This window comes from Paralcaligenes sp. KSB-10, assembly GCF_021266465.1.
Classification (GTDB): Bacteria; Pseudomonadota; Gammaproteobacteria; order Burkholderiales; family Burkholderiaceae_B.
The window spans coordinates 4,311,793-4,327,331 of sequence record NZ_CP089848.1 but is presented as its reverse complement, the minus strand read 5'-3'; the positions used below and the strand labels follow the sequence as shown (position 1 = coordinate 4,327,331).

Sequence of the window (15,539 nt, the reverse complement as noted above, 5' to 3'; positions counted from 1 at the left end):
CAGGTCAGAGAACCTGCTCCAGAAAATGGCGCAAACGCGGATGGCTCGGGTGGTCGAAGAATTTGTCCGGCGGCCCCTGCTCGAGGATGTGCCCGCCGTCCATGAACACTACCTGGCCGGCGACCTCGCGCGCGAAGCGCATCTCGTGCGTCACCACGATCATGGTCATGCCGGCCCGGGCAAGGTCGCGCATGACAGCGAGCACCCCCTTGACGAGCTCGGGGTCGAGCGCGGAGGTGGCTTCGTCGAACAGCATCACCTCGGGCTCCATCGCGAGCGAACGCGCAATGGCCACGCGTTGCTGCTGTCCGCCGGAAAGGTCCTCGGGGCGGCGCGCCTCGAATCCGTTCAGACCAACCGCCAGCAGCTTGGCGCGCGCGATCTCCTCTGCCTGATCTCTTTTCATGGCGCGCACCTTGCGCAGGGCGAGGCTGACGTTGTCGAGCACACTGAGGTGCGAGAACAGATGAAAATGCTGGAACACCATACCGATTCGCGTGCGTACCTTGTCGATATCGACGCCGGGCGCGGTGATGTCGAGGTCGTCCAGCAAGATGCGGCCGGCTTGCGGGCGCTCCATCAGGTTGGCGCAGCGCAACAGCGTGGACTTGCCCGAACCGGACGGGCCGACGATGCAGGTCGTCATGCCACCGGGTGCTTCAAGATCGATGTCGTGCAGCACGGCGACGTGCCCGTACGACTTGCTCACGTGTTCTAGGCGGACACGGGTGCCGCGTGGATGCATGTTCATTCGGATCCAATCGGTCGGATTGTGCGGCCGCCGCGAAGCCGGCGGTCCCAGGCGTTGATTGCGTAGGTTGTAGGAATCGTCAGGGCGAGATAAATCAGGCCCGCGGCCGTCAACGGCGACAGGTTGGCGTTATTGATCGCGCCGTCCTGCGCCAGTGCGAACATCTCGCGCTGCGATGCCGTCAGGCCCAGCAGAAACACAAGCGACGTGGCCTTGATGACCAGAATGAACTGGCCGGTGAGTGGCGGCAACACGCGCCGCGCGCCTTGCGGGATAATGATGTAGCACATGGTCTGGAGCTTGGTCATGCCAGTGCTGCGCGCCGCTTCGACCTGCCCACGCTCGACACCCTGGAAGCCGGCACGGAAGATCTCGGCGAAATAGGCGCTCTCGATGAGTCCGATCGCCAGCGCCGCATAGCCGTATGTGTTGCCTCCGAAGATACTCAGGCCGGCAAGCGGCAGGCCCTGCCCGATCAGGTAGACGGTGAGAATATGCGGCAGCCCCCGCAGAACGTCGACATACGCGCGGCACGGCAGGCGTACCCAACGCTGCTCCGACAACAGGCCGACCGCCACCAATAGCGCCAGCGTGATCCCGATAGCACTGGCGAACACCGACAGAAACAGTGTGTTCGGCAGACCGACCGCGAGCAGCTGCGGCATCGCATTGAAGATCAGGGTCGGATCGAAAAAAGTTGAAAAGATCTGGTGCAGTCCGTGAAGCATGGTGTACTCGGCGGCTTTATTATTTAACTGCAGGCCGGGGCATGCCAGGATAGTCGGTGAACATACGTTCGGGAATACGCACCCCCGACGGATTCCACTTCGCGAACAGCTTGCCATAGGTACCGTCGGTCATCACCGACGCAAGGGCCTTGTTAAACGCGGCCAGCAGCTCGGGGCGATCCTTGGCTATCGGTATTCCATTGGCGTCGCTCTCGACGGTTTCCGTTGCCGTCAGTTCAGGGTGCTGCGTGATGACACGTTCCGCCGTGGCATTGCCGGTGAACAGGCCATCCACCTGCCCGGCCCTTAAGGCGTTCGTGCTTGACGCGATGTTGGGAAATTCCTTGATCGACACCTTCGGCGCAATCTTTTGCAGCAAGGGGATCAAGGCGCTGCCGGTGGTGATCGCGACCGTCTTGCCGGCGGCGTCTTTCAGCGTGGCCAGCGGCGCGCTCTTGCGGCTCACCAACTGCGCCTGGCCGTAGCCGACCGCGGTGGAGAAGTTCACGACCGCCTGGCGCTTCGCGGTCACCAGCACGCCGAAGGCTGCGGTGTCGTATTGATGGTTTCTGACCGCCGGCACCATGGCGGCGAAAGTCGTCGAGATGTAAGTCACCTTCAGGCCCATGCGGCCGGCAACCGCATTCATCAACTCCACCATGAATCCGGTGGGCTTGCCGTCCTGAAGGAAAGAGACGGGCTTGTCGTCCGTACGATAGGCCACCTTCAGCAGGCCCGGCGTAATGAGTTCGAGGGGGCCCGCCACTGCCGCAGGCGCCTGTATGCAGGCCGCCAGCGCAAGAGCCCAAGCCGCGAAGATGCGCATCCATGTCATAGTCGTCTCCTTGTGATTTGTTGTTTGGCAAAGCTGGACGGCATCAGCGCTTTGCTTCAATCGAAACAGTGTAATGGGGTGAGATCGTCGAATAATATGAATTGATCGACGTATAGTTTTAAAATTCGGAACAGTCGGATAAAATCCCATATCTAACAATTACTTATCAAAAAAGGCCAACAGTAGTGAACATCCGAGCGCTACGCATTTTTCGTCTGGTGGTCAGCGAAGGCTCGCTCGCGGCGGCCGCCGAGGCCATGAATCTCAGCCCTCCCGCCGCCAGCCGCCTGATCTCCTTATTGGAAGCCGAAATCCGGCTACAGTTGTTTCATCGCTCGCGCAGGCGCCTGCAGCTGACGGCGCAGGGCCAGGCGTTCTACCGCGAGGCCGAGCATATCCTGGCCGGGTTCGACGAAATTCCGCGCATCGCGGCCGCCATCCGCACCGAGGCCAAGGGCCGGCTGCGGCTGGTGACGGCGCCGCGCATCGGCCGCGGCATCGTCGCGCCCGCCCTAGCGCTCTTTTCCCGCGAACATCCAGGCATCCGCGCCTCGGTCGACGAACAGTCGCGTTTCGGCATTGAGGCGCAGATGGGCACGCGCCTGTACGATCTTGGCATCATCTCCCTGCCGGTGAGCCACCCTTTCGTCGAAATCGAGAACCATCCGCTATTCCAGGTGCGAATGGAGGCCTTGCTGCCGGAGACGCATCCGCTCGCCGACAAGCCGTCGCTGACGGCCGCGGATCTGGCGGCCGAGCCCCTGCTGGGTTTGTGGCCCGGGCAACCCTGGCGCCAGCAAGTGGACGACTTCCTGCGCTCCGGCGGGGCCAGGCCCGAATACGCGATCGAGACACGGTCGTCATTGATGGCCTGCCAACTGGTGCGCGAGGGTGCCGGGGTGGCCATCCTCGATCGTTTGTGCGCCCAGGCCATCGATCTGCGCGGCCTGGTGATCCGCCCGCTGGTGCCCGCACGCTGGATCCTGTTCGGCTACATCCACCAGTTGCGCCAGCCGCCCAGCGACAATGCGAGCGCCTTCCTGGACTGCGTACGCCGCAGCGTCGAGGCCTTCAGGGCGCGCTCAGTCGAGAATGCGGACGCTGTTGTACCGCTGTGGACGGGCGGTGCCGGGGCGAATGGCGTGATCTGACATGACGAAACCAGGCTGGTGTCGAATTTCATTTCGAATTGAAATCACGCCTCCTGTGAAATCAATGGGCTAGCTAAAAAATGCGTATTTCAATTAGGTGCCGACGTGTCATTCAATTTGGAATTTTGTTCTTGTGCCGTGAACGTAGCAATAGAGTTACCCAGCTCTCCCATACTGATCCCATCGAATATCTAGGATGACCGAAATCCGCAAGGAGCGGACGCTATCCAGGAAAAAGCATTGGAGCACTACTTATCGGTCACATCCACCAGAATGCTAAAACGCTTGAACCGGCAAAGATGACGTCAAGCATTAACTGTGCAGCGCTTTCTGAAATCATCCACAAATCCGGTGTGAATTGTGCCGGAACAGAATTCCTCTGATTTCAAGATTCGTTCGAGAAAACTGAGATTCGATTTGATCCCTTGTATTTCGATACATTGAGTTGCCTCAATCAGTGTTGCGATGGTTTCTTCCCGGGTCTCGCCGCGGCCAATTATCTTTGCGAGAAGCGGGTCGTAATACGGCGATACAACACTGCCTTCTTGATATCCTGTTTCAATCTCTACATTATTCATTTTAGGTATCGAGAATTTTTGAAGCGTACCTACCGAGGGGAAAAATTTGACAGGGTCTTCAGCATATAAGCGAAGCTCAATGGCGTGTCCTTTCGGCGTCACCGGCTCGGGGATGACATCCTTTAATTTGGCGCCAGAAGACAGACGAATCTGGGCTTCAATGAGATTGACACCCGTTATGGCTTCCGTCACTGCATGCTCGACTTGGAGTCGCGCATTAACCTCCAGGAACTGGAAACGCCCGCTCTGATCTCTAAGCATCTCAACAGTGCCAATGACGTCATAGCCGATTTCATTGAAGATATCGGCTATCCCCTTCGCAATATTGCTGATTTCGTCCCTTGACACGTTTGGGGCGAAGGCCTCTTCTATTATTTTTTGATGACGACGCTGTATGGAGCAGTCACGCTCAAAGAGATGCATTGCATTGCCGTATCGATCAGCAAGGACTTGAAATTCAATATGGCGCGGACATGGAAAAAGGGACTCCAAATATATATCCGAGTTGCCGAAGCTGCGTTGCGAAACAGACTGCGCCTGTACAAGCCCTTTCAATAATTGCGCTTCCTCATGAACGGCGACCATACCAATACCGCCCCCGCCGTGAGCTGGCTTTATCAGTACGGGATAGCCAATTGAACGTGCAGCATCCAATGCATCCTGCCCGGGCGTAGAGAATACAGGGGAACTCCGGGACATTGGCATGCCACGGGACCGCATATATTCACGCGCTTTCGTCTTGTCCCCCATCAGTTCGATCCACTTGGGGCTTGGTCCGATAAAGGCAAAGCCAGCCTCAACCACTTTGCGTGCGAATGAATCGTCTTCCGACAAAAAACCATAACCAGGATGGATGGCATCTACACGCGCAGTACGAGCCACATTCAGAAGCGCCTCCTGATTCAAATAACTATCCCGTGGAGCAGGCCCGCCGAGATGATATGCCTCGTCGGCCATCGATATGTAGGGAAGATCTTTGTCAGCATCCGAGTAAACCGCGACAGAGCTTATGCCCATGCCGCGCAATACCCTTATGAGTTTCGAAGCAATTGCGCCTCGATTCGCTACCAAAACTTTGGAATACAAGTTGACCTCTCCTGGTTATTTGTTCGGCTCAACACGTGCCATCAGTTGGCCTTCGGTTATTGTTTGGCCTTCATTTACCAGTATTTCAACAATTAAGCCATCCTCTTCGGCCAATACGGGTATTTCCATTTTCATGGACTCGACGATGAAAATTTCATCACCCTTGGCAACACGTTGATTAACCTTGCACAACACCTTCCACATTGAGCCGGTGATTTCCGAATTGATTTCCTGAACCATGTTTATTCCTTAAGAAATGCTTTGTTGTATTAGCCATGCCGTCCTGTACTTGCCAAGATGCAGTGCTAAACCATGAGTTCCAACAGCAAATTGCCAGAGCTTACTGCCTGCCCAACTTTCACATGCACGTGCTCTACGTGGCCGTTTACCGGGGCTACATAGGTATATTCCATCTTCATGGCTTCCACCGTCAGTAGCGCATCACCTTGCCTGACCGTGTCTGCAACCTTGACAATCACATTAACGACGCGGCCATTCGATACAGCTCGAACCCGGCTGTCAGAGGCCTCATTATTCGAACTGGTTGCAGGCGCGTACGTTTTATCTATAAAACAAAAGGATTGGCCGGCCAGATGAACATAAATGCGGTCATGTACGCTGAAAATGAAAGCCATGCTCTCTAAGCGATCATAGGTAAACCTGACCCGCCCTTCTTGTAGCTGTTTGATCGCCAAGTGGAAGGATTTATCGTCCACCGTGACAACGATTCCTTGCGAACCATCATGGCCAATGTGCACAGTGTGGACGTGTTCAGCCTCATCAGATAAGTAGAGATTGGCGCCACCACGATTAATGCAGGTGAGTGGATCCGAACCAGCACTCGCTGCAAGCGCTATCGCCAATCCTGCGATATCCTTATCCAGCGCTTCAATCGGCTCGCTCTCCGTTTGCATGAAATCGGTACCCACCCCTCCGCGAATGAAACGCGGATCATTCAAACAACGAATCAATGCCTGCTGATTGGTTTTGATACCGAAGACAATGGTTTCACGCAGGGCGGCAACAAGCTTGCGCCGGGCATCCTCGCGTGACGCTCCGAATGCAATGAGTTTGGCCATCATCGAGTCATAATACGGAGAAACGTCCATGCCGCTTTTTAGCGAGTGCTCGACCCTGACCGACGGTGAAGGCGACCAGATATCGATGCGACCGCTTTGAGGCATATAGCCCTGCGCTTCGTCTTCCGCACACAAGCGTGCTTCGATTGCATGGCCCTGGAGTTCTATGTCAGCCTGTTGAAAGCTCAGTTCTTCGTCCATCGCGACGCGCAATTGCCACTCTACCAAATCGAGTTCGGTAATGGCTTCGGTTACGGGATGCTCTACCTGCAGCCGCGTATTCATTTCCATGAAGTAATACTTGCCCGAATCGTCCACTAAAAATTCGAATGTTCCTGCACCTAGATAGCCAGCCTGGACGGCTGCAGCAACCGACGCCGCGCCCATGCGCTCGCGCAGATCCGGATCGAGCCCGGGTGCGGGCGCCTCCTCGATCACCTTCTGATAGCGGCGCTGCACCGAGCAATCACGCTCGCCGAGATGAACTCCATTTCCATACTTATCGATTAGCACCTGGATTTCGATATGCCGGGGGTTCGTCACCACACGTTCCAGGATGACAATATCGCTACCGAACGCATTGCGTGCTTCGGACTGCGCGGAAGCCAGTGCGGCATCGAACGCAGCAGCTGAATGCACAATGCGCATGCCGCGGCCTCCACCGCCCGCCGTGGCTTTGATCATGACGGGGTAGCCCAGTTCCTGCGCTTTGCGCTTCAGCGTTGAAGGATTTTGATCCTCCCCGTCGTACCCAGGTATGCAAGGTAGGCCGGCTTTTTTCATCAACAGCTTAGCCTCTGCCTTGTCACCCATGGCACGTATCGCCTGTTCGGATGGTCCGACGAAGATCAGCCCAGCTTCACGACATGCGTGAGCAAACTCTGCGTTCTCGGACAAGAATCCATAACCTGGATGCACCGCATTTGCGCCGCTCAGATAAGCCGCTTCGATAATGGCATTGATATTCAAGTACGATTCTGCGGGCAGGGCCGCACCCACGCATACGGCCTGATCGGCGAATTCAACATATGGCGATCCGGAATCGGCTTCGGAATAAATTGCGACAGTCGGAATGCCCATTGAGCGGGCAGTGCGCAATATGCGCATGGCAATCTCGCCGCGGTTTGCCACCAAAAGCTTGCTGATAGTTGTCATCAACAGAGTCCTGTAGATAGATAAGAAGTGCGGAACGGGATGTCAGGCATGCAATGACCTCGCCACCTTGGTGGACTATGGGCGGCTGACACCGAATTGCATGGGATTTACCTGACGCATGTCGGCATCTCGGCAAATTTCGAGAGTCTGTGCCAATACATTTCGTGTGTCTCGCGGATCGATGACTCCGTCATCCAGGACATGGGCGCTTGTTGTGAAAACATCCATTTGTCGCATAAAATTCGCCACCACCTTATCGTGGAGTTCTTTCAGCTTGGCCTCATCCGCCTCTCCGTATCTGCGCAACATAGCCGCGCGATTCACGGTAGTCATCGTTTCTGCCGCCTGTTCGGGGCCCATCACGGCTGTTTTCGCGTTCGGCCAGGAAAAACAAAAGCGGGGATGAAATCCGCGCCCGCACATGGCATAGTTTCCCGCTCCGAACGAGGCTCCGCAAAACACGGTAATTTGCGGCACATTGGCATTGGCGATAGCCTGGATCATCTTGGAGCCATGCTTGATGCTGCCACGTTCCTCAAAGCTTTTCCCCACCATGAAACCGGTAGTGTTATTCAAGTAAATCAATGGCATATCGGCCTGACAACAGGCTTGAATAAAGTGAGTGACCTTGGCCGCGCCCGCCGGATCGATAGGCCCATTGTTAGTAATGATGCCCACTGAGTAACCTTTAATGAACGCATGGCCGCATACAGTCGCTGGGCCGTACAAGGCACTGAACTCGCGGAATAATGATCCGTCTACTATCCTTGCAATGACTTCACGCATATCCACGGGCTGGCGGTAGTCTTCCGGCATAATGCCAAGCAACTCGCCGCCGTCGTAGCGTGGAGGTTCGAATTCGACGGCATGCGGCACCTGGCGCCTCTTGTTCCAATGCAACGATTCAAGAACCTCCCGGGCCAAGCGGATGGCATCACGATCATCCTGAGCCAGATAATCCGCCAGCCCTGAGATGGTGGCATGCATAAGTCCACCGCCCAACTCCTCTTCCGTCGCAATTTCTCCTGTGGCGGCTTCGAGTAATGATGGCCCAGCCAGGAACGCCCGAGAGCGATTTTCCACCATGATTATGTAGTCCGAGAGGCCCGTCTGATAGGCGCCTCCCGCGGTAGACGCTCCATGTGTAATCGTTACTATCGGCAGGCCCGCTGCCGATAAACGTGCCAGATTGCGAAATTTCTGGCCTCCATGAACGAAGCTCTGAACTTCATAATTCAAAAGATTGGCGCCGGCGCTTTCCACCAACTGTACGAAGGGCAGCTTGTTTTCAAGTGCAATCTCCTGGATGCGCAATTGCTTCTCCAGGCCTTTGGGCTGAAAAGCGCCCGCATCTATTCCAGAATCGGAGACACAGACCATGCAGCGCACGCCGGAAACGGCTCCAATGCCCGCGATCAGGCCGCCCCCGGCCACTGCCTTTCCATCTGATCGTTTTCGCCCCATGCCGTATCCTGCGAGCGTGGATAATTCAAGGAAAGGAGCATTGCGATCGAGTAGAAGCCCCAGGCGTTCATGAGGCAACAGTTGGCCCCGCTCCCGAAAGCGTGGCCCGGCAGCGTTGGAGACTTCCCGCGTTGATGCTTCGACGCCTCGTACACGTTGCAGCAATGTGAGCATTGCTTCCCGATTCCGGCAAAAGGACTCGCTGGAGGTGACGATGTTTGACTCAATTAAAGCCATGGTATGGTTCCTGTATTGCGCGACAAAGAAACGCAAAGATTTCGCATGACGACCTTACGTGCAAAGTGCTAAATTTGGTGGGCGGCGAACAGGTTGGATTGTTAATGCCGTTCCTTGACGCGACGGATACCAATCACCCCATCTTTTTCAAGCTGCACGAGCTCTTCAGCGTCTATACCCAACATCGTAGAAAGCACAGCTTCGGTATCCTGGCCCAAGGCTGGTCCGGCGTGATGTATGGCGCCTGGAGTATCGGACAACTTTGGAGTAACGCCGGTCAATGTTATGTGTTCCAGCTGTGGATGCCCAATAGTCACCAGCATGTCGCGCTCGCGATAATGTGGATCTTGGTAGATATCCGCTATCGTATAGACCAGAGATACCGGCACTCCCAAATTGTCCAGAAACGTTTGCACATCCCGGCTGCCGTGCTGAACCACCCATGCGCCAACCACTTCGTCGATCGCATCAATATTCTCTGCGCGAGCCTTGACCGTCGCAAAACGCGGATCATCGATTAAATGCGGCATCTGCATTGCCTGACAGAGACGACGAAATACCTTGTCGTTATTTGCGGAAATCAGTACATAAGTATCGTCTTGTGCGATATAAAGATTATTGGGTGCAGTACTTTGAAGACGTGAGCCTGTACGGCCCGGGACAACTTTCAGCTTGTCATACGCCGGAACGATTGACTCCATCATGCTGAATGACGCTTCGTACAGCGCAGCGTCCACCACCTGGCCCTTCCCCGTCTTGTGACGCTCCAGCAAAGCGAGCACTGCGCCATATGCTGCAAATACAGCAGTCTGGTAATCCGTCGAGGCCAGGCCGACCCGCGCGGGGGGACGATCGGGGTCGCCGGTCATATGCCGTACGCCTGCCGTAGCTTCGCATATGGCTCCATACCCGGCCTTTTCCCGATAAGGCCCGCTCTGTCCGTATCCGCTGATACGCACCAGGACAAGGCCGGGATTGGCCCGTGAGAGAACCTCGTACCCGAGGCCAAGCCGTTCTATGGTTCCTGGCCTGAAGTTCTCGACCACAATGTCGCATTGTTCGGCCAGGCTCAACACAAGCTCGACGCCTCGCTGCGTCTTCAAGTCTATGCTGACTGCCTTCTTGTTCCGTAGTATGGATGCTGCGTAGAGCGAGACATTGTTTACGTGGTAGCCAAGCTGACGGACGCTATCCCCTTCGAGCGGTTCGACCTTGATGACTTCCGCACCGAAATCGGCCATCAGTCTGGTGCAAACGGGACCAGCAATCGTGCTGCACAACTCCAGCACACGGTATCCGAGCAACGGGCCTGATGGTGCGGACGCCTGAATCATACCTACTCCCTTCATGAATGTTTACTGGACGGAAATTTTTTCGTCTTCGACAACCTTGCGCCACTTGGCCAATTCGCGGTCTACGAACTCGGCAAACGCCTTGGGAGAACTGCCAACAGGCTCTTCTCCCTGGCTTGTAAGTGAATTGACAACATCCGGCATACGAAGGATCTTTGCGACTTCCGCTTGAATCTGGTCCACGATCGGTTTGGGCACCCCCTTGGGGGCAATCAAGCCGAACCACGATTCAGCGCTATAGCCGGGAAGCCCAGATTCACTCATCGTAGGCAAATTCGGCAAGCTGGGCTCACGATGATTGTTTGTGACTGCGATTCCGCGAACCATTCCTGACTTAATGTGCGGCTTAGCGGTGGGAACGTCCACAACCGCAACTTGCACCACGTTGCCCATGATTGCAGTCATCAATGGGCCGGCGCCATGGAACGGCACATGGACCATATCAACATGGGCCATGGACTTGATCAGCTCTACGGCAAGACGCAACGACGAACTAGGCCCACTGGATCCGTAGTTCAACTTGCCCGGATACTTCTTGGCGTAATCAAGGAGCTCTTGCAGCGTAGTCACGGGGACGGAGGGGTGCACAATGAGCACCAGGTTTGAAGACGCCACTTGTGTAATGGGAACGAAATCCTTTTGGGCATCGTATGGCAAATTTTTAAACAACCATGGGTTCACGGCAAGCGTGTTCGTGGTCATCAGCAAGGTGTAGCCATCGGGTGCCGCCTTGGCCACGACACCCGTGCCGATCACCTGTCCGGCGCCAGGCTTATTCTCAATCACAACCGACTGCCCCCATGCCTGAGTCAGTTTCTGGCCAATCATCCTGGCCAGGTTGTCGGTCGGCCCACCCGGTGCGACGGCCACCAGTAACCGAATAGGCCTATTTGGGTACGTAGACTGCCCATACGCCAATCGTGTTGTGATGCAGCCCATGGCCGCCGTGGCGGCCAACGTGGCTGTGCGAACCAAAACATCGCGCCTACTCGACGAAAAGAGCGGCATAATTTGCTTTTTCATTGTCTCTCCATGTGATAGTTCTTGTTTCATTGACGTGAAACAATTATTGGTGCCACCTAAACTCTCGTGCCCACTCGCCCCTTTGGGCCAAGCTGGGTTTTCAAACGACCCTGCATGGCTCTTATGAACCGGCACAGGTAGGGTCTGGTTTCCCTTGGATCAATAAGATCCTCGATGGAGAATTCTTCCGCCATACGAAAAGGCGAGCTCAATCGGCGAACTTCTTCTTCGATCTCTCTCTGACGCAATTCCGGATCATCTGCTGATTCGATTTCACGGCGATAAGCCGCCATGACGCCGCCTTCCGTGGGAAGCGATCCGATTTGTGCAGAGGGCCATGCTATTTTGAAGTCCAGGCCCATATTGTCCCGTGTAGCAAATCCTCCAAAACCAAAGCAGCGCCGCACGACAACACTCATCATTGGAACGGTTGCTTGCATTCGTGCTTGCAGACAGCGCATTCCTTCGCGCAATGCGCCAGCCTGTTCCGCCTGGGGGCCAATGCAAAATCCAGGCACATCAACAAGAAAGATGATGGGAATGTGAAAGGTGTCGCACAAATCGATCATGCGTGTTTGCTTGCGCGCAGCTGGCCCATCTATTGCCCCGCCGAGGGACATCGGTGTATTGGCGATGATTCCGACAACAAAACCATCCAATCTCGCGAGTCCTGTAATCACAGATTTGCCAAATGTCGGCTGAAGTTCGAAGAATGACTCCTTGTCAACGACCATATGAATGATTTTCTTCATGTCGTAAGGACGGCGCCGGTTCTCTGGAACAATGCCCAGCAACGCCTCTTCAGCACGCCCAGGAGAGTCGCAACCGACTTTCCGTTCCGGCAACTCCCAAACATTCTGGGGCATGTAGCTCAAGAAACGGCGTATTGCATCCAGGCATTCTTCCTCGGTATCTACCGCATTGTCGATAGTGCCCGCTTTATCTACTGCGACACTTGCGCCACCCAGGTCTTCCTTGGTGATATCGATGCCAAGCGCACGCTTTACGACAGGAGGGCCGGACGCAAAAACTTGGCTCTTCCCCCGGATCATGACGGAGAAATGAGAGAGTACGGCGCGTCCTGCCGGGCCGCCTGCGGAAGATCCCATCACCGCGCTAATTACTGGTACATGCCCCAGCAGTTCGACGAAATGGCGCGACGAATTCGACCCGGGGTATAAGGCATAGCCACGTTTACTGACCGACGACACACTACCGCCGGCTCCATGGTAAAGATTGATCAATGGAATCTTGTACTCATAGGCAAGATCGCCTGAGAACCCATTGTGTCCGCCTTTAGGCCGATACCCCCCGCTTGACCCTCCGCGCACACTAAAATCGTCACCTCCCACAGAAACCTGACGCCCATCGATTTCGGCCAAGCCCATGACAAATGTCGAAGGCGTGACACTCACTACCTGACCATTTTCGTAGACCGCCGAACCGGACAGTTGTCCGATTTCCTGGAACGACCCCTTGTCTACAAGCAAATCGATGCGCTCGCGAACGGTTTTCCATCCTTTGGACCGATATCTTGCGAGCGATTCATCTCCGCCATGCTCGCGTGCCCACAAGCGACGTTGGGCTATTTCTTTAGCTTCATTCTGCCAATCCATGCTATTTCCCGATACTGTAAGCTTGAGGAGGAGCCCCTCGGGGGGTACCCACTACGTATTAAAAAACGCCCGCTCTGCCGCCAGTGGATTAACTCCGCTACGTGCAACCTTGCTGAGCAGCTGACGCTGCAAGATATCCTCTGCCATGGCCGAAACGTGCATCAGTCCATCAAGATCTACTCCGGTCCTTACTCCCATCGATTCCAGCAGATTTACCCAGTCTTCAGTGCAAACGTTGCCGGTCACCCCTCCTCCATACCGCACTTTGGAAGGATGGCCGCCGACGCCACCCAAGGCGCAATCGAAGTAACGCACGCCCGCTTCCAGAGCCGCGACACAGTTGGCAATGCCCGTTCCTCGTGAATCGTGAAAATGTGCAATGAATATGATTTCCGGAAACGCCGCCTGAGCCTGCGTAAAGAGTCCACGGGCAGTCTGGGGCGTTGCCATTCCCGTGGTGTCGCCAAGTGCTATATGACGTATGCCTAGCCGAGCCAGCGATTCAATATCTTCCAGCACACTCTCGCGCGACACGCGGCCTTCGAAGGGGCATCCGAAGGCGACAGAGATGGTTCCTATGATGCGAAATGCATTGCCGGCAAGCGATGCCATTTCGCGAATGTTTTTGAACTGATCTTCGCGTGTCCGACGCAAATTCGTCAATGAATGTGAGTTGGAGGCTGAAACCAGGAAGCTGATCTCGTTTGCACCGAAACCTGCCTGGCGATCTGCGTCGGCACGCTCGACAGCTCGCGCATTCGCGCATGTAGCCTTGTAGTAGGTGCCTGGCGCCTTATACAACTTCTTTAACAGGTCGGAAGCGTCCGCAAATTGAGGAATGACAGCCGGATTCGAATAGGAAGTTGCCTCGACACGAGGAAACCCCGCCTTCGCACATGCTTCGATCACAGCCACCTTTTTTTCCGTCGGGATGTATTGCGTTTCATGCTGCAAACCATCACGAGCAAAACACTCACACAAGCAAACCTCGACATCGACCGAAGATTTTTCATCAACCTTAATATGATCATATGTGTCGTATATCATTTTCTGTATTCCATTTTTTATTTTTCTTTATATTGGTAGATTATCTGATAAAAAAACGGTTGATCTCGCTGTTCACACCTTTTACATTAAATTTATTATCTAGTAATTTAATTGATAATGCAACATACTTTCGGTATGATGCGTTATTGCTTGGAAATTAAAGGTTTCATATGGCACCGAAGCAAAACTTAAACAAACCTCCGGCTCCAGCCCAAACCTTGGGCGATTTGACCTCATTCAGGTTGCGCCGGCTTACAAACATGTACAGCAAGGCATCGGCGAGCGAATATGTGCGCAGGTTTGGACTTAGTTTGAATGAGTGGCGGATCATCTCGCTGTTATGGGCCGCAGGGACTCTTTCTTTATCGCGGTTATCACATCAGGCGCAATTCGACCGCGGGCTGACCAGCAGGACCGTTAACGCCTTGATTGATAACGGATACGTCGCACGCCATCGCAATCCGGACGATGGCAGGGGGCTAGTGCTAGAACTAACCCCTAAAGGAAACGATGTGGTGGCAACAGTACAGCCCGTCGCTTCCGAACGTAATCGTCAATTGCTTTCCTGCCTGACTCAAAAAGAGGCGGAAATATTTGACGCAGTTCTCGACAAGCTTACCCATCAGGCACGAGCCATGCTGGACATCGAGCGAGAAAAAGCATTGCAAGAAAACCATCATAAGGAGGCCTCAATTGATTGATAGCACTTCAGAAGATTGTCTTCTGACATATACCGAGGCCGGTGTGCGCACTTTGCTAATGAACAGACCGGCAAGGCGAAACGCCCTCAATACCGAACTTACACAACGAATGCTTGACGCCCTACTATTGGCCGATAGCGACCCGGAAATCGATGTGGTGGTTCTTGGGGGTGTCGGCCCGTCCTTCTGCGCCGGCGCTGATATTTCCGAATTTTCTACGCTCGTTCCCGAAAATGCTAAGCTGGTGGACGAGCGAGCCGATCTTACGATGCGGCTGCACAAGTGCTTCCCGAGTATGTCTAAGCCCGTCATCGCCGCTGTAGAAGGCGCTGCGCGCGGGGGAGGCGCCGGTTTAGCCCTTGCGTGCGACATGCTGGTCATGGCAGAGGATGCCTCGCTGGCCTATCCTGAAGTCACACGAGGAATCGTACCGGCTATCGTTATGACAAATCTGACTCGGCAGTTGGGGCCGAAGCTGGCTTTCAACATGGTCATTACCGGAGAGATCCTCGCGGCACAGCGCGCATCGGACATGGGAATAACCATGCGGCTTTCAACAGCGGGGCAGGCTCTGACCGACGCGACACAGCTTGCAATCCAGATTGCAGGATACAAGTCACAGGCAGTGCAAGCCACTAAAAAATTGTTCTACACAGTTTGGGAGATACCCTTCGATGAAGGACTGGAGTCCGGCCGCTGCGCAAATGTCGCCATGCGTACTTACTGACGCCATATC

At 54.9% G+C, this 15,539-nt stretch carries 14 protein-coding genes; 3 read left to right on the top strand and 11 right to left on the bottom strand.

Annotated features, from left to right (window positions below):
- Positions 1-4: 4 nt before the first annotated feature.
- The 3 genes from LSG25_RS19805 to LSG25_RS19795 are packed head-to-tail and all read right to left on the bottom strand — an operon-like array spanning position 5 to position 2,314.
- A complete protein-coding gene (locus tag LSG25_RS19805; RefSeq protein WP_232742578.1) occupies positions 5-751 on the bottom strand; it encodes an amino acid ABC transporter ATP-binding protein in 747 nt (248 codons plus the stop codon).
- Positions 748-1,479 (bottom strand): amino acid ABC transporter permease, encoded by a 732-nt coding sequence (locus tag LSG25_RS19800; RefSeq protein WP_232742577.1) that lies wholly within the window; start codon positions 1,477-1,479, stop codon positions 748-750. The genes LSG25_RS19805 and LSG25_RS19800 overlap by 4 nt, the downstream gene beginning before the upstream one ends.
- Before the next feature lie 19 nt (positions 1,480-1,498).
- Complete coding sequence (locus LSG25_RS19795; RefSeq protein WP_232742576.1) at positions 1,499-2,314, bottom strand: ABC transporter substrate-binding protein; 816 nt, start codon at positions 2,312-2,314, stop codon at positions 1,499-1,501.
- A 185-nt stretch (positions 2,315-2,499) separates the two neighbouring features.
- Between LSG25_RS19795 and LSG25_RS19790 the strand changes: the two genes are divergently transcribed.
- Positions 2,500-3,465 (top strand): LysR family transcriptional regulator, encoded by a 966-nt coding sequence (locus tag LSG25_RS19790; protein WP_232742575.1) that lies wholly within the window; start codon positions 2,500-2,502, stop codon positions 3,463-3,465.
- Between the two features lie 305 nt (positions 3,466-3,770).
- Here LSG25_RS19790 and LSG25_RS19785 read toward each other — a convergent pair whose 3' ends face one another.
- The 8 genes from LSG25_RS19785 to LSG25_RS19750 all read right to left on the bottom strand — a co-directional run bounded on the left by LSG25_RS19785 (position 3,771) and on the right by LSG25_RS19750 (position 14,102).
- Positions 3,771-5,129, bottom strand: a complete 1,359-nt coding sequence (locus tag LSG25_RS19785; protein ID WP_232742574.1) for an acetyl/propionyl/methylcrotonyl-CoA carboxylase subunit alpha — start codon at positions 5,127-5,129, stop codon at positions 3,771-3,773.
- A 15-nt stretch (positions 5,130-5,144) separates the two neighbouring features.
- Positions 5,145-5,369 (bottom strand): biotin/lipoyl-binding carrier protein, encoded by a 225-nt coding sequence (locus LSG25_RS19780; RefSeq protein ID WP_232742573.1) that lies wholly within the window; start codon positions 5,367-5,369, stop codon positions 5,145-5,147.
- Positions 5,370-5,434: 65 nt separating this feature from the next.
- Positions 5,435-7,363, bottom strand: coding sequence for an acetyl-CoA carboxylase biotin carboxylase subunit (locus LSG25_RS19775; protein ID WP_232742572.1), 1,929 nt, complete (start codon positions 7,361-7,363; stop codon positions 5,435-5,437).
- Between the two features lie 75 nt (positions 7,364-7,438).
- A complete protein-coding gene (locus LSG25_RS19770; protein WP_232744775.1) occupies positions 7,439-9,064 on the bottom strand; it encodes an acyl-CoA carboxylase subunit beta in 1,626 nt (541 codons plus the stop codon).
- A gap of 101 nt (positions 9,065-9,165) precedes the next feature.
- Complete coding sequence (locus LSG25_RS19765) at positions 9,166-10,398, bottom strand: CaiB/BaiF CoA-transferase family protein (RefSeq protein WP_232742571.1); 1,233 nt, start codon at positions 10,396-10,398, stop codon at positions 9,166-9,168.
- 21 nt (positions 10,399-10,419) lie between these two features.
- Positions 10,420-11,439 (bottom strand): tripartite tricarboxylate transporter substrate binding protein, encoded by a 1,020-nt coding sequence (locus tag LSG25_RS19760; protein WP_232742570.1) that lies wholly within the window; start codon positions 11,437-11,439, stop codon positions 10,420-10,422.
- Positions 11,440-11,495: 56 nt separating this feature from the next.
- Positions 11,496-13,055, bottom strand: a complete 1,560-nt coding sequence (locus LSG25_RS19755) for an acyl-CoA carboxylase subunit beta (RefSeq protein WP_232742569.1) — start codon at positions 13,053-13,055, stop codon at positions 11,496-11,498.
- Positions 13,056-13,106: 51 nt separating this feature from the next.
- The gene (locus tag LSG25_RS19750) at positions 13,107-14,102 is read right to left on the bottom strand and encodes a hydroxymethylglutaryl-CoA lyase (protein ID WP_232742568.1); all 996 of its coding nucleotides are present in this window, start codon (positions 14,100-14,102) and stop codon (positions 13,107-13,109) included.
- A gap of 260 nt (positions 14,103-14,362) precedes the next feature.
- Between LSG25_RS19750 and LSG25_RS19745 the strand changes: the two genes are divergently transcribed.
- Together LSG25_RS19745 and LSG25_RS19740 are read left to right on the top strand one after the other, a co-directional pair.
- Entirely contained in the window at positions 14,363-14,803 is a 441-nt protein-coding gene (locus LSG25_RS19745) for a MarR family winged helix-turn-helix transcriptional regulator (RefSeq protein ID WP_232742567.1), read from the top strand.
- The gene (locus LSG25_RS19740; RefSeq protein WP_232742566.1) at positions 14,796-15,530 is read left to right on the top strand and encodes an enoyl-CoA hydratase/isomerase family protein; all 735 of its coding nucleotides are present in this window, start codon (positions 14,796-14,798) and stop codon (positions 15,528-15,530) included. Before LSG25_RS19745 ends, LSG25_RS19740 begins: the two co-directional genes overlap by 8 nt.
- Positions 15,531-15,539: the final 9 nt, after the last annotated feature.